Origin of the sequence: Nonomuraea sp. NPDC049784 (genome assembly GCF_040659615.1) — a bacterium.
GTDB lineage: Bacteria > Actinomycetota > Actinomycetes > Streptosporangiales > Streptosporangiaceae > Nonomuraea.
In genome coordinates, this window is the sequence record NZ_JBFAMX010000148.1 from 1 (window position 1) to 20,478 (window position 20,478).

Below are 20,478 nucleotides of genomic sequence, written 5' to 3' on the forward strand. Positions count from 1 at the left end.
CCGGAGTGGCCAGGATCGCGGCCGAGACCTCGCCGCCCGCCAGCGCCTGCGCCGCCGGCCCTCGGCCCGCCGCGCGCAGCTCCACGCCGATCGCGGGAGTGCGGCCCGCCAGCCGCCTGACGATCCGCGCCGCCAGCGCGCCGACGAGTGGTGGATAAGCGAGATGAATGGTCGGCCGCGCCAGCCGGGCCGACTCCGCCGCGAACGCCTGGACCGACTCGATCACCTGCTCCGCGTACGGCAGCAGCGCCTTGCCCTCCGCCGTGAGCCGCACATCGCGGGCGGTCCGCTCAAAGAGCCTGACCCCGGCCGCGCGCTCGAGCCGGGTGATGGCCTGGCTCATCGCGGGCTGGGACATCCCCAGGTCGGCGGCGGCCCGGGAGAAGCTGAGCCGTTCCGCGACCCTGGCGAAGCAGTGGATCTCCTTGAGCATAAGCAGCACCAATACATGATGCATGAGCTCCCGAGTGCTCGGCAGGATGCCTGCGATCACTCGAACGACGTCAAGGGAGCCGAGAGATGTCCCCATTCCCCAAGTCCACCGTGCTCGGATATCCGAGGATCGGGCCGCGAAGGGAGTTGAAGCGGGCGCTGGAGTCCTACTGGGGCGGGCGTTCGACCCGGGCCGAGCTCGAGCAGGTGGGAGCGGAGATCAGGGAGCGCACCTGGCGCAGGCTGGCCGAGCTGGGGCTCGAGGGGCTGCCGTCCAACACGTTCTCGCTGTATGACCAGGTCCTGGACACGGCGGTGCTGCTGGGCGCGGTGCCGGAGCGGTATCGCGAGGCCGGCGACCCCTACTTCGCGATGGCCAGGGGCACCGAGGGGCTCGCGCCGCTGCGGATGACGAAGTGGTTCGACACGAACTATCACTACATCGTCCCCGAGATCGGGCCCGGGACGGTGTTCAAGCTGGACGCGAGCAAGCCGCTGTCCGAGGTGCGGGAGGCCCGGGCGCTGGGGTTCGAGACGCGACCCGTGGTGGTGGGACCGGTCACGTTCCTGCTGCTGGGGGCGGCACTGGACCGGCTGGACGACGTGCTCGGCTGCTACGAGGAGCTGCTGTCCGCGCTGGCCGCCGAGGGGGTCTCGTGGGTGCAGCTCGACGAGCCCGCTCTGGTGGGCGACCGGACCGCGGACGAGCTGGCCACCGTACATGCCGCGTACTCCCGGCTCGGCTCTCTCACCACCCGGCCCGGGCTCTTCGTGGCCTCCTACTTCGGCGACCTCGGCGAGGCACTCCCGGTCTTGGCCGGCACTCCCGTGGAGGCCATCGGGATCGACCTGGTCCGGGGTGGCGTGCCGGCGCTCGACCTGTCCGGCAAGACCGTGGTCGCGGGCGTGGTGTCCGGGCGCGACGTGTGGCGCGTCTCGCCCGAGCGGGCGCTGGCCGCTCTGGGTGCCGTGCGGGCCTCGGAGGTGGTGGTGAGCACGTCGTGCTCGCTGCTGCACGTGCCCTACTCCGTGGAGGCCGAGCCGGAGCTCGACCCCGCGCTGAAGGAGCGGCTGGCGTTCGCGGAGCAGAAGGTGGCGGAGGTGGTGGCGCTCGCGGGTTCCCCGCTGCGGGACACTCCTCCCGCAGAGCCCTCCGTTCCCCTTTCCGGGCCGGTGGTGCCGGAGGAGCGCGGCCCGTACGCCGTGCGTGCGGCGGCGCAGGCCGAACACCTGCGGCTGCCCCCGCTCCCGATCACCACGATCGGCTCGTTCCCGCAGACCGGCTCGCTGCGCGCCGCCCGGGCCGCGGTCGCCTCGGGCACGCTTTCTCAGACCGACTACGAACGGCAGGTGGAGGCCGAGATCGAGCGGGTCATCCGGGTCCAGGAGCGCCTCGGGCTCGACGTCCTCGTACACGGGGAGCCGGAGCGCAACGACATGGTGCAGTACTTCGCCGAGCACCTCGACGGGTTCGCCGTCACCAGGAACGGCTGGGTCCAGTCGTACGGCTCCCGCTGCACCCGGCCGCCGATCCTGCACGGGGACGTCGGCCGTCCCTCGCCGATCACGGTGCGGTGGGCCACGTACGCGCAGTCGCTCACGGACAAGCCCGTCAAGGGCATGCTCACCGGACCCGTCACCATCGTGGCCTGGTCCTTCGTCCGCGACGACCTGCCGCTGCGCGACGTCGTGTTCCAGGTGGCGGACGCCGTCAGGGAGGAGGTCCGCGATCTTGAGGCGGCCGGGGTGTCGATCATCCAGGTGGACGAGCCCGCCCTGCGCGAACTGCTCCCGCTCCGCCGGGCCGCGCAGGCCGACTACCTGGAGTGGGCGGTGGCCGCCTACCGGCGGGCCACGTCAGGGGCGAGCGATCGCACGCAGATCCACACCCACCTCTGCTATTCGGACGCCGACCAGATCCTGGCCGCCATCGACGGCCTCGACGCCGACGTGACCACCATCGAGTCCGCGCGGTCAGGTGCCCGGATCCTGGGCTCCGTCGGGTCCTTCGGCCGCGGGCTCGGGCCCGGGGTGTACGACATCCACTCGCCTCGGGTGCCCGGCGCGGAAGAGGTCTCGGAGCTGTTGCGGCGCACGCTGGAGGTGCTGCCGGCGGAGCGGGTCTGGGTCAATCCGGACTGCGGGCTGAAGACCCGGACGTACGAGGAGGTGGAGGCCGCGCTGGCGAACGTGGTCACCGCCACGCGGCGGCTGCGCGCGGAGCTTCACGCGTAGCGTTCGGTGAACTCCTCGACCGTCATCCCGAAGAGGAACTCGTCGTCGTAACGGCCGTTGGCGTAGTGACTCCTGCGCCGGCGGCCCTCCTCCACGAACCCCAGCCGCCGGTGCAGCGCCAGCGACGGCTCATTTGAGCTGTAGACCCAGGCCTCGGCCTTCTGGAAGCGGCGCTCGAAGAACATGTACCTCAGCAGCAGGACGATGGCGTCGCCTGCGTAGCCCTTGCGGTGGTGCGGCGTCCCGATCCCGATCCCGTACGCGAAGGTGCCGTGCACGCGGTCGACGCTGTGCGTGTTCACCATGCCGACCGGGGCGTTCCCGTCCCGGGTGGCGATCACCAGGCTCACGTCGTCCAGGCCCTGAGTCTGCTCGGCCCGCTCGGCGGCCCACTTCCTGGCCCGCGCCGCCGACTGGGGCGGGTGGAGCTGGTGGCCGCTCCTGACGGCCTCGGAGTATTCGTCGAAGGAGTGGAACGCCTCCCAGTCCTCGGGCTCCATGGCGCGCAGCCGGACGCGTTGACCTACCCATGCCGACGTCATGTCCGGCAGCAAACCACGCCGCCCCAGCCCTTCGCGAACCGTTTTCCCGCCCGTGCGGTTTACCGCCTCCAGCGCTGTGACCGGAATCGTTCACCGGGTCGCTGATCTGAAAGCAGTAGTCTCATCCGGTGATCGACCACGGCATTTTCGACCGAACCGGACGGCGTGTCACTCTGCGGGAGGTGGGGGCGGAGAACTGGCGCGCAGTCGCTGACATCGTTCCTCTCGACGACCAGCGACGTTATGTCCCCGCCATGGCAGCCCGCTATCTGTTGCTGTCGATGCGTGAAGACAGCTGGAATTCCCTGGCGGTCTACGCCGACGACGCGGTCGTCGGACACGTCATGTGGGGTCTGGACGAGGACGGCTCGCACTGGATCGGGGGGATGCTGATCGACGGCGCCGAGCAGGGCAAGGGCGTCGGCCGCGCGCTCCTCCGGACCATAACGGCCTGGTTGGCGGCGCAGGAGGGCTGCTGGACGATCCGGCTGGCATATCAGCCGGACAATGTCGTTGCGGGACGGCTCTACGAATCGCTGGGTTTCGTGCTGACGGGAGCAGTCGATGGTGACGAGGTCATCGCCGAGTTGACACCAAGCCGGGTCGGCAATCGCTGATCTTGATCTTTGACCTGTCAGTCCAAGCCGCCCGACCGAGGTGGTCAGTGCCGCAGCAGCGTCAGGCTCACCTCGCCCTCCGCAACGGCGAGCTCGGCTTGCCCGCCGATCGGAAAAGTGGCCAAGGGATAGGTGTGACCGACGTCGATGTTGGCCAGCACCGGAATTCCCGCCAGTGACGGCTGGGCGGCGATGATGTGTTCCAGCAGCGAGCGGGTCATATGGCTTGCCGGCTGGAAGCGCCCGATCGCCAATCCGCGGACACCGGCGGCGTCAGGAAGCTGCAGCAGTGATGTCAGGTTCCGGGCGAAAGTCGCCGGATGTGATTCGAAGTCGTCCTCGACGATCAGCATCGCGCCGTCGAGAGGCGGCATGTAAGGGGTGCCTTGCAGCAGGTTCAGGGTGCAGAGGTTTCCGCCGACGACTCGTCCCTCGGCGGAACCGGGCCGGAGCGGCCACCATCCCTCGTTGGGGACCAGGTCGCGCTTGTCCTGGTCGAGGAACCAGAGATCGTCGCTCCAATGGGCCGCCGGAGCCAAGGCGATCGGATCTGAGCCGAACATGACGTCGGTGAACCATCGCAGGATCTGCTCGAAGTGATCGCGCATCCCGAACGTCGACCAGTGCGGCCCTGAGTAGGTGACCAGCCCCGTCCGCGCGAGGATGGCGTTCTGCAGGGCCGTGATGTCGGAGTATCCGCACAAGATCTTCGGGTTGGCGCGGATCAGATCCCAGTCCAGGTATGGGAGAAGTTCGTTGCAGTTGTAGCCGCCGATGACCGTCATGATCGCTGCTACAGAGGGGTCCGCGAAGGCCTCGTGCAGATCGGCCACCCGGGAGGCGATGCTGGAGGAGTCGAAGGCGTCCCGTTCATCGACATGGCGGCCGTAGGAAAGCGTAAGACCGAGCTCGGCGAACCGGGCATCGATGATGTCGGTGTGGTCGTGCTCCGTCACCATGGCTCGGGACCTGGACGGCGCCACCACTCGTACGACGTCGCCTCTGTTCAGCTTGGGGGGGAAGATTACGTCCATTGTCGGGAGCGTAACCGACCGGTGTCGACGGCGATGCCTGCGCCGCGGGTAAGACCGCCTGAGCGGAGCGAGACCCGCCCGGGGCGGGCTCCAGCAGGCCGACCAGCCACTGGGCAACGGGTGGGGTGAGCCCGCGCAACCTACCCGAACGTCCAGGCCAGGTGGTTCAGGGCGGCGTCGGCGTAGTGGCGGGAACCCGTGCTCAGGCCGTACGCCAGGTCCTCGATGAGGGCGCACCTCGCGTAGAAGAGCACCCTGGCGCGGTCCGTCTCGTCAAGGTCGAACTCGTAGTGGGTCACCGTCGACTCGAAGACCTCCGGACCCAGGTCGCGGTAGATGAGGGCGAAGTCGTGGGCCGGGTCGGTGATGGCGGCGTCGGTCCAGTCGATGATGCCGGTGATCGTGCCGGCCGAGGCGTCCACCAGCACATGCTCGGCGCCCAGGTCGTTGTGGCAGAAGCGTAACGAGCGGGGCTCGCCCGGCGGCGGCTCTCGGAGGAAGCGCTCCACCAGGGGGCGCTGCTGCTCCGGGACGTGGCGCTCCACGTCGCGGTAGTCGAGCTCGGCGTCCTGCAGGAGCGTCGGCGCCGGGTAGACGTCGAGAGGCGCCAGGTCGCGCATCGTGTCGGGTGAGGCGGCGTGGAGGGCGGTGAGGAACTCGCCCAGGGGCTCTGCCAGGCGCCGAGGGTCGTCCACCGGGTGCCGGTTGAGGGGCTCGCCCGGGAGCTTGTGGTACGCGATCACGCCCGACTCGTCGTCGGCGAAGAGCACCTCGGGGACCGGCAGCGGGGAAAGCCCCCTGAGGGCCGCCAGGCGGGCGGCCTCCTGCCGGTTCTCCTCCGGAGTCGTCGCCTTGTTGCGCCGTACCAGCAGCTCGTCGTTGACCTCGTACACCAAGTTGTCGAGGCCCTGGCCGAGCTGGCGGATGGAGCGCACCTGGTAGTCGGGGAGATGGCGGGACAGCAACGTGCGGATGTCGCCGGTCACACACCGCAGGGTAAGCCCCCCGCGCCGGGCGCGCGAGTTATTTGAGGGCTCCCGAGGTCAGGCCGCTCTGGATCTGGCGCTGGAAGATCGTGTAGACCACCAGCATCGGGAGGATGGCCAGGGTCAGGGCGGCGAACAGGGCGGACCAGTCCTGGTCGTATCCGGCGGCGGTGGAGATGTCGGCGATGCCCTGGGTGAGGACCCACTTGTCCCGCTCCTGCAGCAGCACCAGAGGCAGCTGGTACTGGTTCCACTGACCCAGGATGTTGAAGATCGTGATGCTGATGATGCCCGGCCGCGCCATCGGGAGCATGATCTGGAAGAAGACCCTGGTGTGCGACGCGCCGTCCACCATCGCGGCCTCTCCCACGGCGGTCGGAAGCGTGCGGAAGAACGCCGACAGGAAGAAGACCGTGAACGGCATCGAGTACGCGATGTACACCAGGACCAGGCCCGCGTGCGTGTTCAGGCCGATGAACGGGCCGATCAGCGGCACGTTGCCCATGTTCTGGACGACGAAGAAGAGCGGGGTCAGAGCCAGGTAGACGGGAAAGGCCAGACCCGAGACGAAGAGCAGGTAGACCGCACGGTTGCCGCGGAAGGGGTAGCGGGCCAGTACGTACGCGGCCATCGACCCGATCAGCATCGTCCCGAACGTGCTGAACGACACGACGATGACGCTGTTGAGCATGTACTGCCCGATGTGCGCCTGCTCCCACGCCCTGGCGAAGTTGTCCCAGTGCAGCGCGGAGGGCAGTGACCAGGCGTCGCCGAAGATCTCATCTTCGCTCTTGACCGAGGCCAGGAACGTCCACAGGATCGGCACCATCACCAGCAGCGTCCAGATCAGCAGCGCGACGTGCGTCAGCACGCCCAGCGGGCCGAGCCGGCGTTTGCGCTCCTGGCGGGCGAGCTTCCGCGAGGTCGCCGCCGTCCACGAGATCATCGTTGTCATCAGTACTCGATTCGTTCGCGCCGCGAGAGGCGCAGCGAAAGGATCGCGAAGCCGACGGTGAAGAAGAACATCACGACGCCCAGCGCCGAGGCGTAGCCGAAGCGGAAGTACTGGAACGCGTTGCGGTAGATCTCGGCGGCCATGACCGTGGTCGACCAGTCGGGGCCGCCGTGCTGGTCGGTCATCACCCAGACGATCGCGAACACGTCCAGCGCCAGGATCCCCAGATAGACCCAGGCCACCTGGACGGTGTCCCAGAGCAGCGGCAGCGTGATGCGGAAGAACAGGCTCACCCGGCTGGCCCCGTCGATCTGCGCGGCCTCGAACATGTCCCTGGGGATGGAGGCCAGGCCGGCGGAGAAGAGCACGACGTAGAAGCCGACCGCCTGCCAGACCATGACGCCCAGCACCGACCAGAACGCCACGTCCGGATTGGACAGGAATCCGATCGGCTTGACCCCGAGCGCCATCAGCGGGCCGTTCAGCATGCCGCTGCCGTCCGGCCGGAACACCTGCTGGAACAGCACCGCCACCACGGCAACAGCGAGGACCTGCGGGAAGAAGAACACCACGCGGTAGAACTTGGACCCGCGGATCCCCGTCACGCCCTGCGCGCCGCCCACGTTCAGGAGAAAGGCGAAGAACAGGGCGATGACGATCGTGATCAGCGGCAGCAGCACGAGCAGCGCGCCGTTGTGCGTGACGGCCTTCCAGAACGTCCCGTCGCTGAAGAGCCGCTTGAAGTTGTCCAGGCCGATGAACGCGGGCGTGGCCGTCACGCCGCGCCAGTCGGTCATCGCGATGTAGAAGGCCTGGATGTACGGCGAGATCACGTAAACCAGGTAGAGAATCACCGGGGCTGCCAGGAACGAGGTGATGAACAGCCCGCGGCGATACCTGTTGAAAATCATCAGCGCTTGTACTTCTTGATCGAGGAGTCGTTCTTGAGCTCGTCGGCCTTCTTCTGCAGGCGCTCCAGGTAGGCGTCCGGCTTGAGGCCGCCGGTCATCAGCTCACCGGTGGCGGCGATGGCCTCGTCCTTGAGCTGGGCGTACCAGGTCTGCCAGCGGTAGTAGACGACGTTCGCGCCCGCGGCGGAGAACGCCTTGGTTGCGCTCTCGGCGCCGGGCGACAGCTGCCGTCCCTCGCCCGCGCCCTTGACCACCGAGACCGTCTTCACCATCTCGCTGAAGTCGCCCGCCGCCTTCTTCGACAGCATGGCGCGCAGGTACTCCATGCCGCCCTGGGGGTTGGCGGACTTGGAGGGGACGATGAAGTTCTCGCTCGGCTGGCTGTGCAGCGTGCCGTACGGCATCTTGTCGGAGCCGCCGAAGTCGGGGATCGGGAACATGCCGTACTCGAAGTCGGCCGGGGTGGTCGTCTTCTGCTCGTTCTCCAGCCAGGAGCCGGAGGGGAGCATGGCGACCTTGTACTTGTTCTGGGCCGTCTGGGTCTGCACGTGGTCGAGGCCGGCGGTGCCCTCCATGAGGTACTTGGCGCCGATCTCGGCCCAGGCCGTGGCCGAGGTCTTCATGGCGTCGGTCTTCCAGGCGCCGTCCTCGAGGTTGTCGATGTTGACGAGGACCTCGGCGCCGCCGATCTTGGCGGCCATGGTGAGCAGCGGCTCGTACAGATATTGCGGGAACTTCCCGGCGTAGGTGAAGGGCGCCATCTTGCCGGACTTCTTGATGGTCTCGCAGAGCTTGAGGAACTCGTCCCACGTCTTCGGGGGCTCCCAGCCGTTGTCACGGAAGGCCTTCTGCGAATACCAGATCCCGAAGATGTAGTTCACGTAGCCGAGCACGCTGAAGGTGCCGTCGTACGTGCCGAGGTCGATGACGGCCTGGTCGATGGTGTCGCGGACCTTGGTGTTCGGGTCGTCCCAGCTCGGCGCGTCGAGCAGCGGGGTGAGGTCCTGGAGCTGGCTGTCCTGGGCGAGCGCGCCGAAGTCCATGGCGTTGGCGCCGGAGTTGTCGATGACGTCCGGCGGGTTGCCCCCGGCGAAGCGCGGCTGGAGGACCTTGGTGATCTCCTTGGTCGCGTTGTGCTTGATCTCGACGCCGGGGTGCTTGGACTTGAACAGCGGCTGGTGAATGGTCTTGGCGTAGTCCTGGCCGAAGCCGCCGTCGAAGATCCACACCTCCAGCGGCTTGTTGTCCGCCACGCCGAACGGGTTGGCGGCGCTGGTCGCGACCGGCGCCGCCGAGGACGAGGCGGAGGGCTTGGCGGCGGGCGTGGCGCACGCGGCGAGCGCCCCCGCCACGGGTACGAGTGCGGCACCGCGAAGGAGCTCACGGCGGCTGATATGGGGGGTGTTAGGCATGTGACTGCTCCTGACTGTTTATGATCCGCGTCGGATACGTCCTGCGTAGCGGCTCTCCAGGGCCCTGTTGTGCTCGTCGCCGCCGGTCACGTTGGCGGACAGGTAGATGGGAGGCGTCTCCCCCATGGCCACGAGCTCGTCCACCGCTTCGGTGACCACCATCTGCGCGAGCAACGCCGAGGTGACAGTGGACACCGCGCCGTAGGTGCCGCCGCCGGGCAGCTCGAGGAGGGCGTCGCCGTACGGCGCGCCGTTGTCCAGCACGACGTCGGCCAGGTCGAGCAGCTTGCGGCCCGACGGGTGGCGCGAGGTCATCTGGGTGCTGTGCTTGACCGAGGTCAGTGCGATCAGCGGGTGTCCGCGCTCCTTGACGAGCGTGGCCAGCTCGACGACCGCGCCGTTCACCCCGGAGCTGGAGATCACCACGAACACGTCCTGCGGCCCCACCGGCGCCAGGCCGTAGATCTCGTGCGCAATGGCCGGGTCGCGCTCCAGCTCGGGGGTCAGCACGCTCGCCGGGCGGCCCCCGTACAGGACGAGGTCCCTGGGCGTGAGGCGGTTGCTGGGGACGAGGCCGCCGGCCCGGCCGGCGATCTCCATCGCGATGGCCTCGGAATGTCCCGACCCGAACGCGTTGACCACGCCGCCCGCCCGGATCGAGGCCACCACCAGCGCCGCGGCCTGCTTCACCGGCTCGGCCTGGCTCTGCGCGACCTGGTGTGCCAGCTCGAGGACCTTGGATGCGTACGTCATTCAGCCTCTCTCCACCCGATGGCTCTCCACCGCGCTGATCGTGCGCTCGAACGCCTCGTTGGTGCGTTCGTAGGTCTGTTGGGCCACCGCCACGTACACGGCGTCCAGCACGAACAGCTGCGAATGGACGGCGGCCAGCCCGCCGAGCCTGAACGTTGTCTCCCTGCTGGCGGTGGTCAGCACCAGGTCGGCCAGCTCCGCCAGCGGTGAGCGGGCGAAGGAGGTGACCGCGACCGTCAGCGCGCCATGGCTGCCCGCCTCCGCCAGCGCCTCCATGACCTCGCGGGTGCGGCCCCTGTGGCTGATGCCGATGGCCACGTCGCCTTCCTTGAGCAGCGCCGCCTCCGACAGGGCCACGTGCGCGTCCCCGGCGCTCCAGCCGGGGATGCCGATGCGGCGCAGCCGGCCTTCCAGCATGGTGGCGACGTTACCGCTGGTGGAGACGCCGACGAGGAGGACACGCGGCGCGGCCACGATCGCGTCGGCCACCTTGGCGACGACGTCGAGGTCAAGCTGCGCGGCGGTGTCCTGGATGAGCCTGACGTCGGCGGCGGCCATGACCTCGATGGCCGAGTCGAGCGGGTCGTCCGGGCCGATCTCGTGGCCGACGCCCGCACCCCAGCCCGCCTGCGCGGCCCTGCCGGTCTCCGTGGCGAGGGCGACGCGAAGCTCGGCGTACCCGGAGAAGCCGAACGCCCGGCAGAACCTGGTCACGGTCGCGGGCGAGCTGCCCGCCCGCTCGGCCAGCGCGATGATGGTCGAGCGCGCGGCCTCGGCCGGATCGCCGAGAATCACTTCGCCGACCCTGCGCAACGCCTCCGGCAAACCGGGTAGTTCTGTTTCGACGCGCCCGAGCGCTCCTGAAGTCACGAATATTCCTTCCGAATACCCGGTCTTCTGGCGAAAATTATTCTTGCTTCCGGTCCACGTCAACCCCCAGACTCGGACCGTGACTGAATCGCTAGTGGTCGGTGTCGACGCAGGAGCCACGTCCACGCGGGTCGCCGTTCACGCGCTCGACGGCACCAGGGTCGGCTACGCCCGGGCCGGAGCGGGCAATCCGACTGCTCACGGGCTGGGCAAGGCGGTGGCGGCGATCGCGGCCGCGCTTGGAGAGGCGCTCGGGACGCACGACGGAGGGCGGGTCGCCGGCTCGCTGGCCGGCATCGCCGGGCATGTGCACGAGATGGTGCCCGAGCTGGCCAAGGTCTGGGCCGACCACGGCATCGCCGAGGGGCCTCGTTACATGGGCGACGTGCCGATCGCCTACGCCGCGGGCTCCGCGGAGCCCGACGGCTCGCTGCTGCTGTCGGGCACGGGCGCAGTGGCGGCCAGGATCGCAGGCTTCAAGGTCGACACCCTCGCCGACGGGCTGGGCTGGCTGCTGGGCGATGAGGGGTCGGGCTTCTGGATCGGGCGCCGGGCCGTCAAGGCCGTGGTCGGCGCCCTGGACCGGGGCGCGCCTCCCAGCGGTGGCGGCGAGCTGGCCGAGCTCGTGGTGGAGCACTTCCTCGGCGACGACAGGCCCGCCGCGCCGCGTGCCGCCGCCGACCGCATCGTACGGCTGGCGCAGGCCGACCACATGCGCCTGGCCGCGCTGTCCTCGCTGGTCAGCCGGGCCGCCGCGGCAGGCGACGAGACAGCACTCAAGATCACACAGGAGGCCGCCGGCCATCTGGTCACCACGCTCGGGCGGGTGCACGTGTCCGGCCCCGTGGTGCTCGCCGGAAGCGTGCTGACCAGCGACGGTCCGGTACGGCGGGCCGTGGTGGAGCGGCTGGCGGACAAGAACGTCTCGACGGCGGGCGACGCGGCGGGCGCGGCGGCCTGGCTGGCGGCCCGCCCCCTGCTCCCGGAGGCGGACGCGAAGGCCCTGCACGCGGCGTTCACCGCCGTCAGCCCTTGACGGCTCCCGCCGTCATCCCGGTGCCCACGCGGCGCTGCAGAAACAGGAAGAGCAGCAGCGCGGGCAGCGCGAACAGGCTGGCGGCCGCCATCGTGGCGCCCCAGTCCGTGCCGAAGACGTCGCGGAACGACGACAACCACACCGGCAACGTGCGCTTGTCCTGGTCCTTGATGATCAGCACGTTCACGAACGCGAACTCGTTCCACGCCGTGATGAACCCGAACAGCGACGTCGCCATCAGCCCGGGCGCCAGCAGCGGGAACACCACCCGCCGGAAGGCGACCAGCCGGCTGCACCCGTCCACCTGCGCCGCCTCCTCCAGCTCCGGCGGGATCGCGGCCAGGAACCCGCGCAGCGTCACGATCGTGAACGGCAACGTGATCATGAAGTAGACGCCGCTCAGCATGGCCAGCGAGTCCAGCAGGCCGGTGTCCCTGGCGATGATGAACACCGGCACCAGCAGCGCCTCCCACGGCGCCATCTGCGCCGCGAACACCGCCACCACGAACGCCCCTCTCCCCCGCCAGCGCATCCTGGCCACCGCGAACGCCGCCAGCAGCGACACCACCAGCGCGACCAGCACCGCGGCCACGGTGACGACGAGGCTGTTGCGCCAATAGGTCCAGAACCCCGGCGCGTTCACCGCCGCCACGAAGTGCTCCAGCGTCGGGTGCGCCGGCCAGAACAACGGCGTGGCCGCCTGGATGTCCCTGGTCGGCTTGAACGCGGTCAGGAACATCCAGTAGACCGGGAAGATCGTCACCACGAGCACGGCGACCGCGGCCGCGTTGAGCGTCAGCCTCTTCACTGGCGGACCATCCTTCGCAGGTTGCTGACCAGGGCGACCGCGAGGATGACGACCGTGAGCATGGCGACCGCCGAGCCCAGGTCGTATCGGTGCAGCACCCGGGCGATCTTGAACGCGTACACCGGGAGGGTGGTCGTCGCGCCGTCCGGGCCACCCTCGCTGAGCACCCAGATCTGCGGGAAGCACTTGGCCACCCAAATCACCTCCAGCGAGGCGACCAGGGCGAACAGCTGCCGCAGAATCGGCAGCGTGACCTTCCAGAACACCTGCCAGCCGGTGCCCCCGTCGATCCGGGCGGACTCGTACAGCTCCGCCGGGATGGTGGTCAGCCCGGCGTAGAGGGTGAGCGCCGCGAACGGCACCGACTGCCACACGACGAGGACCACGAGCACGGCGAACGTGGCCGTGCCGTCGGCGAACCAGGTGTAGCCCCGGAAGGAGTCGAACCCGAGCGTGACCAGCAGCCAGTTCACCACGCCGAGCTCCGACTGGAACAACCACTGGAAGACCGTCGTGGCCGCGATGATCGGGGTGGCCCAGGCCAGGGCGAGGGCGCTCATCAGGGCCAGGCGCAGGCCGCGGCGCAGGCGGACGAGCATCAGCGCCACGCCCGTGGACAGGACCACGATCAGCACCACGTTGATCGCGGTCCACCCCAGCGTGCGCCACAGCACCCGCCAGAACTCCGCGCCGGACAGCAGCTCGGCGTAGTTGTCCAGCCCTGCGAAGGCCGCGCCGCCCCTGATCAGCTCCCCCATGCGAAAGTGCTGGAAGGAGATCACCGCCGCCTTGAGCAGCGGGTAGAGCAGGAGGAAGGCCCCGCCCGCCACCGTGGGCGCGATGAGCAGGTAGGGCCACAGGCTCCTGGCACGCATTCAGGATCCGCTGTTCAGGGTCGTGGTGATGGACTCCGAGACCTTCTTCGCCTCCGTCGCGGGATCGGCTCCGGTGAGCACGGCGGTCATGTACTGCTTGATCACGGAGGTGGCCTCGACGGCGGCCCAGTTGGGGGTGTTCGGGGTGGCGCGGCCGTTGGCGGCGCTCTTCGCCATGGCCGCGGTGCCCTCGTCTCCGGACAGCACGCCGGCGAGCGAGGTGCGGTTCGGCACGAAGCTCATCGCCTTGGCCAGCTCGGTCTGGAACTGCTCGCCGGCCAGGGACCTGACCAGCTCGTACGCCGCCTCCTGATTCTTGGACGCGGCCGGGATGATCAGGTCGGAGCCGCCGGTGAAGACGGTGCCGGGCTTGTCGGGCGTCTTGCCCGGGATGGGGAAGAAGCCCATCTTGCCCTTCAGCTTGTCGTCCATCTCCAGGACGCGGGCGGCGACGCCGGGTACGGCGATGATCTGGGCGACCTTGCCCTGGGCGAACACCTCGTGCTGGGGCGGGTTGGCCTCGTCGGCGTCCTTGGGGCCTTTGCCGAGGGCCTGGAGGCGCTTGTAGAAGTCCATGCCGGCCACGGCCTGCGGGGTGTCGAGGGCGCCCTTCCACTTGCCGCCATCCTGGACGGCCAGGTCGCCGCCCTCGTCCCAGATGAAGCCGGCCAGGGCGTACCAGGTCTGACCGGTCAGATAGATGCCCTGATTTCCGTCTTTATTTAGCTTTGCGGTGATATTTAGCCATTCGTCCCGAGTTTTCGGCGGCTCCTTGATGCCTGCCTTGGCGAACAGGTCCTTGTTGTAGACGACCACGCGGTTGGCGGCGTACCACGGGATCCCGTACTGCTTGCCGTCGATCTTGCCCGGCTGGGCCAGGCCCGGCAGCCAGTCCTCGCCCTTGAGCTCGGTGACCTTGGTGGTCAGGTCCGTGACGCCGCCGCTGGCCGAGTACTGCGCGACCTGCGTGTTACCCACCTCGATCACGTCGGGGGCGTCGTTGCTGGCCAGGGCCGCGGTGACGCGCTCGCCGATGCCGTCCCACGCTTGGATCTGGACGTCGAGGTCCACGCCCTTGTGCGCGGCTTCGTACTCGGTCTCGAACTTCTTCAGCAGGTCCTGCGTGACGCTGCCGTCCATGATCCAGACGATCAGTTTGGCGGGGCCCGCGGCCGCCTTGGGCTCCTCGGCAGCGCCGCACGCGGCAACCGCGAATACGGCCGCCAAGGCCAGGATGCGGTTCTTCATGGCGATCCTTGTCACGGGTTGGGGACGGTGTCCCTGAAGGAGGTGCCGGCGGCGCGCAGGGAGGCGACGCGGGTGGTGACGTCGGCGGGCGAGACGACCTCGTTCTTGCTGTAGTAGAGCCAGTCCACCTGCTGCCGGTACGTACGCGTCCCGGTGGCGCCCTGGAGATCGATGAACCACTGGTTGAACATGATCCACATGGGCGTCTCGGGATAGTAGATGTCGCCGTGGTCGGCGAACAGGCGGCCGTCCACGTAGTACTTGATGCGACCGCCGGAGACCTGGATCACCAGGTCATGCCAGCCGGCGAAGCTCGCGCGCTCCTCGGTGTGGGTGTTCACGGCCTGCCAAGGATCGGCCTGGTAGGTCTCCCAGCTGGTGGTGTAGAGGATGTCGGACGGCTCGCCCCAGCCGCCGTTCGGCAGATACTCGAAGTCGAGCTCGCCGTAGTCGGGGTCCAGGTTGTAGCGGAGCGGGGTGATGGTGAAGAACGTCTGCACCACGTGCTCGCCATCGGGGCCGCCGGTCGGGGCGTCGCTGAAGCGGACGCGGGCGGCGTAGGTGCCCTCGAAGAACTTGCGGTTGGCGGTGGACACCTCGGTCTGCACGGTGCCGGCGGCGGTGCCGTTCGTGGAGGAGTCGAGCGTCAGCACGCCTCCGGGGAACGAGACCGCCAACGGCGACCAGGTGGCGCCGGGCACGCCGGGGCCTCCGGAGTTGGAGCGCACCGTCCAGCCGCGCTGGGCGAGGAGCGGGTCGCTCGATCCCGAGTACGTGAAGTCGTCGAACAGCACGCCCGCCGAGCCCGTCGGGGGGACCGTGGGCGTGACGGTGGGGGTGGGCTCGGTGCCGTTCGGCCGGCCCCACGCCAGCTGGCCGTTGACGTGGACGGTGACCTTGTCCCAGTTCGTGTAGGCCGTGTCGGGCCCGTAGGAGTAGTCGTCGCTCTGCGTGAACGTCTGCCAGTCCGCGCGGTAGAAGCGCAGCTGCATGTCGCCTGTGTTCGCGCCGGGGGCCAGGCCGCCGGAGGTGAAGCCGACCTCGAGGTACTGGTCGGCGCCCGACTGGCGGACGAACTGCCCGGTCACCGTCGAGCAGCCCACCACGGCCCAGGAGCAGGCGAAGCGGTACGTCTCCGTGCCGGTCAGGTAGTAGCGGATCTTGACCTGGTCGAGCGGGATCGTGGTGGTGCCGTCGTTGAAGAGCTGGAACCAGGGCTCGGCCTGGGCAGTGGTGGCACCAGGGGCGCTGGTGCGGTACTGGAGGCGTACGGACTGCTGGGCGCTGGCCGGGGCGACCAGGGCCACGACGACGAGGACGAGGGGGATGGCTAAGGAGAGGACTACTTTTCCGATATTTCGGTACATGGGGGGTTCTCCTTGCTGTGTGCGGCTCCCGAATTTCGTGCATGCCGAACAGAGCTCGTGGCGGCTCGTGGCGGAGGACTCTGGTGTCGTGCTCAGGCGCCGCGCCGGATGCGACCGGCGTACAGCGCCTCCAGCTTGAGGTTGTGCGCGTCGCCCTCGGGGACGTTGGCCGAGAGGTAGACCGGCGGCACCTCGCCCGCTTCGAGCAGGTTGCGTACGGTCTGGGCCACGACGAGCTGGGCCAGCAGCGCCGAGGTGATGGTGGAGACGGCTCCGATGGAGGTGGGCGCGGTGGCGCCTCCTTCGGGCAGAGGAAGCACGGCGTCGCCGTAAGGTGCGCGGTTGTCCAGGACGACGTCGGCCAGGTCGATGAGCTTGCGGCCCGAGGGGTGGCGGGACGCGACGGCTCCGCTGTGGGCGCGCGAGGTGATCGCGATCAGGTCGTGACCGCGCTGCTTGACGAGCGTGGCCAGCTCGACGACCACGCCGTTGACGCCCGAGTTGGAGATGATGACGAACACGTCGCCGGGGTGGACGGGCGCCAGGTCGAGGATGGTGCGGGCGATGGACGGGTCGCGTTCGAGGTCGTACCGCTCCAGCTCGGAGCGGGGGGCGTCGCCGTACAGGACGATGTCCCTGAGCGCGAGCTTGTTGGTGGGCACGAGGCCGCCCGCGCGGCCGGCGATCTCCATCGCGACGGCCTCGGAGTGGCCGGAGCCGAACGCCTGGATGACGCCGCCTCCGGTCAGCGCCTTGGTGAAGAGGCCGGCGGCTCGGGAGATCTCCGGGTCCTCCGGGATGGTCCGGACGAGGTCGGCGATGTGCTGAGCGAAGGTTGCCGGATCTATCGTCATATATCTCCTTCTGGAAGGCGATGTCCGGCTACCGCCCGGACAGTCACGTCGAATGCCTGCTTGGTGCGCTCGTACGTACGTTGGGCCACCGAGACGTAGACCACATCGAGCACCACCAGCTGCGAGTGGATCGCGGCGAACCCCTCCGACCTGAAGCTCGTCGCGCGACTGGCCGTGGTCAGCACCAGTTCGGCCACCTCGGCCAGCGGCGAGCGCGGTTGCGAGGTGACGGCCACGGTGATCGCGCCGTGGCTGCCCGCCTCCGCGAGCACCTCGATGACCTCGCGCGTCCGGCCGCTGTGCGAGATCCCGATCGCCACGTCGCCCTGTCCGAGCAGCGCGGCGTCCGTCAGCGCGCTGTGGGCGTCAGACCTGCTCCAGGTCGGTACGCGCATGCGCTGCAGCCGGTACTCCATCTCGCTCGCCACGGCCGCGCTGCTCGACACGCCGAACAGCAGCACCCGGCCGGCCCTGGCCACCGCCTGGGCCACCTTCTCGACCACGGCCAGGTCCAGCTGGTCGGCGGTCTCCTGGATCAGGCGGATGTCGTTGCCGGACACGACGCCGAGCACCTTGTCGAGGTTGTCGTCGGGGAGGATCTCCTGGCCGATGTCGGTGTGCCAGGTCTGCTGGGCCTTGCGGCCGGTCTCGGTGGCGACGGCCACGCGCAGCTCGGCGTACCCGGTGAAACCGAGGGCGCGGCAGAAGCGCGTGATGGTCGCCGTGGACGTCCCGCTCCGCTCGGCCAGGTCGACGATGGTCAGCCGGGCGGCCTCGGCCGGGGCGGCCAGGATCACCTCAGCCACCTTGCGCAGCGCCTCGGGCATGTCGTGCTGCTCGGCCTGGATGCGGTTGAGTAGTTCCACGCGGTGAAAATTATGCTCAGACCCTGGCGCCGTCAAGGTATATGGGCAATAATTTTTGACATGCGGCAGCTTGTTCTCGGCGTCGACGCCGGCGGCACCTCGTCGCGGGCCGCGCTGTTCACGGTGGACGGGGCGCTGGTCGGGCGGGGGCACGCGGCCGGGGCCAATCCGGTGACGCTCGGCATGGGCCGCGCCACCGCGAACCTGACCGCCGCCATCAGGGAGGCCGCCCAGTCATCCTCGTTATCGCACGTCAGTGCGGTGGTCGTCGGGCTGGCGGGCAATCCCGGGTCGTGCCGGTCGCTGACCGAGCGCGTCCTCCGCCCGCTCCTGCCCCAGAGCCCGCCGGTGCGGGTCGCCGGGCCGAGGAACTCGATCGAGCCGTCGGCCCGGCGCCGGGCCAGGTCACCGGTCCGGTACAGCCTGGCGCCGTCCCGCCAGGTGATGAAGCGTTCCGCCGTCAGCTCGGGCTGCCCGAGGTAGTCGCGGGCCAGGCCCGCCCCGCCGATGTAGAGCTCGCCGACCACGCCGGTGGGAACCAGCTGCATCGCGGAATCGAGCAGGTGGATCCGGGTGTTGGCGATCGGGTGGCCGATCGTGATCGGCCCGTCGGTGACCCGGGTGAGCGTGGACCAGATCGTGGTCTCGGTCGGCCCGTACATGTTCCACAGCTCGGCGACCCGGCCGCGCAGGTCCGTGGCCAGGTCGGCGGGAAGCGCCTCGCCGCCGCAGAGCGCCTTCAGCCCCGGTTTGCCCTCCCATCCCGCCGACAGCAGCAGCCGCCAGGTCGCCGGAGTGGCCTGCATGACCGTCGCGCCGTCCAGGAGGGCGGCCAGCCGTACCGGGTCGTAGGCAGCCTCGCGGCTCGCGATCAGCACGCGGCCGCCCACCGTGAGCGGCAGGAACAGCTCCAGCACCGAGATGTCGAAGGCGGACGTGGTGACGGCCAGGAGCGTGTCCTGGCCGGTCAGGCCGGGCTCGCGGCTCATCGAGGTGAGGAAGTTGACCACCGAGGAGTGCTGGACGCGTACGCCCTTGGGCCGCCCGGTGGAGCCGGAGGTGTAGAGGACATAGCAGGGGTTCTGCTGGGTCGCCGGCGAAGGCGACCGTTCTGGGCTCTCCCCGGAGAACCCGTCGTCGGCGAGGATGAGCTCCCCCTGGTAGCCGGTGTAGCGCCCGGCCAGCTCGCGCTCGGTGACCAGAACGCCGATGCCGGAGTGGCCGAGGATGTAGTCCTGGCGCTCCTGCGGATACATCGGGTCGAGCGGCACGTACGCGCCACCCGCCTTCAGCACGCCGAGCAGGGTGACCAGCATCGTGGCCGACCGCTCCATCGCGACACCCACCAGCGTCTCGGGCCCGGCCCCCGCCGCGCGCAGGCGCCGGGCGACCCGGTTGGCCTGCTCGTCCAGTTCCCGGTACGTCAGCGAGACGCCCTCGAACGTGACGGCCACGGCGTCGGGCGTCCGGTCGACCTGTGCTTCCACCAGCTCGTGGATGCACAGGTCGGGCACCTCGACGTCCTGGCTGTCCAGCTGCTCGGCCAGCTCCTCGCCGGTGAGCAGGGCCAGGTCGGACAGTGCGGTCTTGGGTGCCGCGACGATCGCGGAGAGCAGGGTCTCGTAGTGCCGGAGCAGCCGCTGGGCGGTGCCGGAGTCATAGAGCGCGGTGTTGTACTCCAGCCTGCACAGCAGCTCGTCGCCCTGCTCGTAGACGTAGAGCACCAGGTCCACCTGGGCGGTGCCGACCTCCACGGCCAGCTCCTCCACGGCCAGCCCGGCCATGTCCAGGTCGCTCTTGGGCAGATTGAGCAGGTTGAACAGCACCTGGAAGAGCGGATTGCGCGACAGGTCCCTGGGCGGGTTGAGCTCCTCCACCAGCCGTTCGAACGGCACGTCCTGATGGGCGTACGCGCCCAGGGCGTATTCGCGCACCTGCGCCAGGAGTTCCGTGTACGGCAGGCCGCCGTCCATCGTGGCCCGCATGACCAGGGTGTTGATGAAGCAGCCGGCGATGCCTTCGAGCTCGGGGCGGGTGCGCCCGGCCACCGGCGAGCCGACGCAGATGTCCTCCTGGCCGCTGTAGCGGTACAGCAGGGTGTGGAGCGCGGCCAGCAGGGTCATGTAGAGCGTGGCGCCGCGCTCCTGGCTCAGCTTCCGCAGTCCCTCCGCCAGCTCCGCGGGGACCACGTGGGTGGCCACCGCCCCCTCGAAGGTCTGCATCGGCGGGCGCGGCCGGTCCGTGGGCAGGTCCAGGCTGTGCGGGATGCCGCGCAGCCGCTCCTTCCAGAAGCCGAGATCGGCGATCTGCTCCCGCTGCCAACGCGCGTAGTCGCGGTACCTGACCTGCGGCTCGGGGAGCGTCTCGCCGTTGTACAGCGCGGCCAGCTCGGTCCTCAGCAAGGTGATCGACCAGCCGTCGACGACGATGTGGTGGAAGGCGAGCGACAGGACGTGGTGCTCCGGGGCGAGCCGCAGCAGCCGAGCCCGGAACAGCGGGCCGTGCTCCAGGTCGAAGGGCTGGGCCGCGGCCTCGCTCAGCGCCCGCTCGGCGTCGGCGCAGTCCTCGACCGGCAGCGGCACCTCCCCTGCGGGCAGCACCACCTGCGCCGGCTCGCCGTCCGGGGCGCGGAAGACGGTCCGCAGCGACTCGTGCCGCCGCACCAGCTCGCGCAGGG

Annotated in this window: 19 protein-coding genes; 3 read left to right on the forward strand and 16 right to left on the reverse strand. The window is 69.3% G+C overall.

What is annotated here, in order from left to right; all coding sequences use genetic code 11:
• Window positions 1–433, reverse strand: a 433-nt coding sequence (locus tag AB0J09_RS27475; RefSeq protein ID WP_360696992.1) for a LysR family transcriptional regulator, incomplete at its 3' end; no start/stop codon positions are given.
• Window positions 434–519: 86 nt separating this feature from the next.
• Between AB0J09_RS27475 and metE the strand changes: the two genes are divergently transcribed.
• Complete coding sequence (metE, locus tag AB0J09_RS27480; protein WP_360696940.1) at window positions 520–2,667, forward strand: 5-methyltetrahydropteroyltriglutamate--homocysteine S-methyltransferase; 2,148 nt, start codon at window positions 520–522, stop codon at window positions 2,665–2,667.
• Here metE and AB0J09_RS27485 read toward each other — a convergent pair.
• Window positions 2,658–3,209, reverse strand: coding sequence for a GNAT family protein (locus tag AB0J09_RS27485; protein WP_360696943.1), 552 nt, complete (start codon window positions 3,207–3,209; stop codon window positions 2,658–2,660). The two genes, metE and AB0J09_RS27485, sit on opposite strands and share 10 nt — an antisense overlap.
• 128 nt (window positions 3,210–3,337) lie before the next feature.
• Between AB0J09_RS27485 and AB0J09_RS27490 the strand changes: the two genes are divergently transcribed.
• Window positions 3,338–3,826, forward strand: a complete 489-nt coding sequence (locus AB0J09_RS27490) for a GNAT family N-acetyltransferase (protein ID WP_360696946.1) — start codon at window positions 3,338–3,340, stop codon at window positions 3,824–3,826.
• 44 nt (window positions 3,827–3,870) lie between these two features.
• Here AB0J09_RS27490 and AB0J09_RS27495 read toward each other — a convergent pair whose 3' ends face one another.
• From AB0J09_RS27495 to AB0J09_RS27525, 7 genes are all read right to left on the reverse strand, one after another.
• Complete coding sequence (locus AB0J09_RS27495) at window positions 3,871–4,860, reverse strand: S66 peptidase family protein (protein WP_360696948.1); 990 nt, start codon at window positions 4,858–4,860, stop codon at window positions 3,871–3,873.
• Window positions 4,861–5,000: 140 nt separating this feature from the next.
• On the reverse strand, window positions 5,001–5,846 hold the full coding sequence (locus tag AB0J09_RS27500) for an aminoglycoside phosphotransferase family protein (protein ID WP_360696951.1): 846 nt from the start codon (window positions 5,844–5,846) through the stop codon (window positions 5,001–5,003).
• A gap of 37 nt (window positions 5,847–5,883) precedes the next feature.
• On the reverse strand, window positions 5,884–6,801 hold the full coding sequence (locus tag AB0J09_RS27505) for a carbohydrate ABC transporter permease (RefSeq protein WP_360696954.1): 918 nt from the start codon (window positions 6,799–6,801) through the stop codon (window positions 5,884–5,886).
• Window positions 6,801–7,712 carry a sugar ABC transporter permease gene (locus AB0J09_RS27510; RefSeq protein WP_360696957.1) on the reverse strand — a complete coding sequence of 304 codons (912 nt, stop codon included), beginning with the start codon at window positions 7,710–7,712 and terminating at the stop codon, window positions 6,801–6,803. Before AB0J09_RS27510 ends, AB0J09_RS27505 begins: the two co-directional genes overlap by 1 nt.
• On the reverse strand, window positions 7,712–9,124 hold the full coding sequence (gene ngcE, locus AB0J09_RS27515) for an N-acetylglucosamine/diacetylchitobiose ABC transporter substrate-binding protein (protein ID WP_360696960.1): 1,413 nt from the start codon (window positions 9,122–9,124) through the stop codon (window positions 7,712–7,714). The genes AB0J09_RS27510 and ngcE overlap by 1 nt, the downstream gene beginning before the upstream one ends.
• 18 nt (window positions 9,125–9,142) lie before the next feature.
• Window positions 9,143–9,877 (reverse strand): SIS domain-containing protein, encoded by a 735-nt coding sequence (locus AB0J09_RS27520; RefSeq protein WP_360696963.1) that lies wholly within the window; start codon window positions 9,875–9,877, stop codon window positions 9,143–9,145.
• Window positions 9,878–10,747: a MurR/RpiR family transcriptional regulator gene (locus AB0J09_RS27525; RefSeq protein WP_360696966.1), complete on the reverse strand. Its 870-nt coding sequence runs from the start codon at window positions 10,745–10,747 to the stop codon at window positions 9,878–9,880.
• A 79-nt stretch (window positions 10,748–10,826) separates the two neighbouring features.
• On the opposite strand from AB0J09_RS27525, the gene AB0J09_RS27530 reads away from it, so the two are divergent.
• A complete protein-coding gene (locus AB0J09_RS27530; protein ID WP_360696969.1) occupies window positions 10,827–11,783 on the forward strand; it encodes a BadF/BadG/BcrA/BcrD ATPase family protein in 957 nt (318 codons plus the stop codon).
• Here the strand turns inward: AB0J09_RS27530 and AB0J09_RS27535 are convergent.
• The 7 genes from AB0J09_RS27535 to AB0J09_RS27565 form a co-directional block, all read right to left on the reverse strand.
• Window positions 11,773–12,591, reverse strand: coding sequence for a carbohydrate ABC transporter permease (locus tag AB0J09_RS27535; RefSeq protein WP_360696971.1), 819 nt, complete (start codon window positions 12,589–12,591; stop codon window positions 11,773–11,775). The genes AB0J09_RS27530 and AB0J09_RS27535 overlap by 11 nt on opposite strands.
• Window positions 12,588–13,466, reverse strand: a complete 879-nt coding sequence (locus AB0J09_RS27540) for a sugar ABC transporter permease (RefSeq protein WP_360696974.1) — start codon at window positions 13,464–13,466, stop codon at window positions 12,588–12,590. The genes AB0J09_RS27535 and AB0J09_RS27540 overlap by 4 nt, the downstream gene beginning before the upstream one ends.
• Window positions 13,467–14,714: an extracellular solute-binding protein gene (locus tag AB0J09_RS27545; protein ID WP_360696977.1), complete on the reverse strand. Its 1,248-nt coding sequence runs from the start codon at window positions 14,712–14,714 to the stop codon at window positions 13,467–13,469.
• Window positions 14,715–14,725: 11 nt separating this feature from the next.
• A complete protein-coding gene (locus AB0J09_RS27550; protein ID WP_360696980.1) occupies window positions 14,726–16,081 on the reverse strand; it encodes a cellulose binding domain-containing protein in 1,356 nt (451 codons plus the stop codon).
• Window positions 16,082–16,173: 92 nt separating this feature from the next.
• Window positions 16,174–16,935 carry an SIS domain-containing protein gene (locus AB0J09_RS27555; RefSeq protein ID WP_360696983.1) on the reverse strand — a complete coding sequence of 254 codons (762 nt, stop codon included), beginning with the start codon at window positions 16,933–16,935 and terminating at the stop codon, window positions 16,174–16,176.
• Entirely contained in the window at window positions 16,932–17,801 is an 870-nt protein-coding gene (locus tag AB0J09_RS27560; protein ID WP_360696986.1) for a MurR/RpiR family transcriptional regulator, read from the reverse strand. The genes AB0J09_RS27555 and AB0J09_RS27560 overlap by 4 nt, the downstream gene beginning before the upstream one ends.
• Before the next feature lie 32 nt (window positions 17,802–17,833).
• A partial coding sequence (locus AB0J09_RS27565) for an amino acid adenylation domain-containing protein (RefSeq protein ID WP_360696989.1) occupies window positions 17,834–20,478 on the reverse strand: 2,645 nt, incomplete at its 5' end.

Bases quoted from the DNA above. Each gene is read 5' to 3' on its own strand.
- ngcE (WP_360696960.1), bottom strand. From the start codon at position 9,124: ATGCCTAACACCCCCCATATCAGCCGCCGTGAGCTCCTTCGCGGTGCC.
- AB0J09_RS27550 (WP_360696980.1), bottom strand. From the start codon at position 16,081: ATGTACCGAAATATCGGAAAAGTAGTCCTCTCCTTAGCCATCCCCCTC.
- AB0J09_RS27505 (WP_360696954.1), bottom strand. From the start codon at position 6,801: ATGACAACGATGATCTCGTGGACGGCGGCGACCTCGCGGAAGCTCGCC.
- AB0J09_RS27485 (WP_360696943.1), bottom strand. From the start codon at position 3,209: ATGACGTCGGCATGGGTAGGTCAACGCGTCCGGCTGCGCGCCATGGAG.
- metE (WP_360696940.1), top strand. From the start codon at position 520: ATGTCCCCATTCCCCAAGTCCACCGTGCTCGGATATCCGAGGATCGGG.
- AB0J09_RS27510 (WP_360696957.1), bottom strand. From the start codon at position 7,712: ATGATTTTCAACAGGTATCGCCGCGGGCTGTTCATCACCTCGTTCCTG.
- AB0J09_RS27495 (WP_360696948.1), bottom strand. From the start codon at position 4,860: ATGGACGTAATCTTCCCCCCCAAGCTGAACAGAGGCGACGTCGTACGA.
- AB0J09_RS27540 (WP_360696974.1), bottom strand. From the start codon at position 13,466: ATGCGTGCCAGGAGCCTGTGGCCCTACCTGCTCATCGCGCCCACGGTG.
- AB0J09_RS27520 (WP_360696963.1), bottom strand. From the start codon at position 9,877: ATGACGTACGCATCCAAGGTCCTCGAGCTGGCACACCAGGTCGCGCAG.
- AB0J09_RS27545 (WP_360696977.1), bottom strand. From the start codon at position 14,714: ATGAAGAACCGCATCCTGGCCTTGGCGGCCGTATTCGCGGTTGCCGCG.
- AB0J09_RS27555 (WP_360696983.1), bottom strand. From the start codon at position 16,935: ATGACGATAGATCCGGCAACCTTCGCTCAGCACATCGCCGACCTCGTC.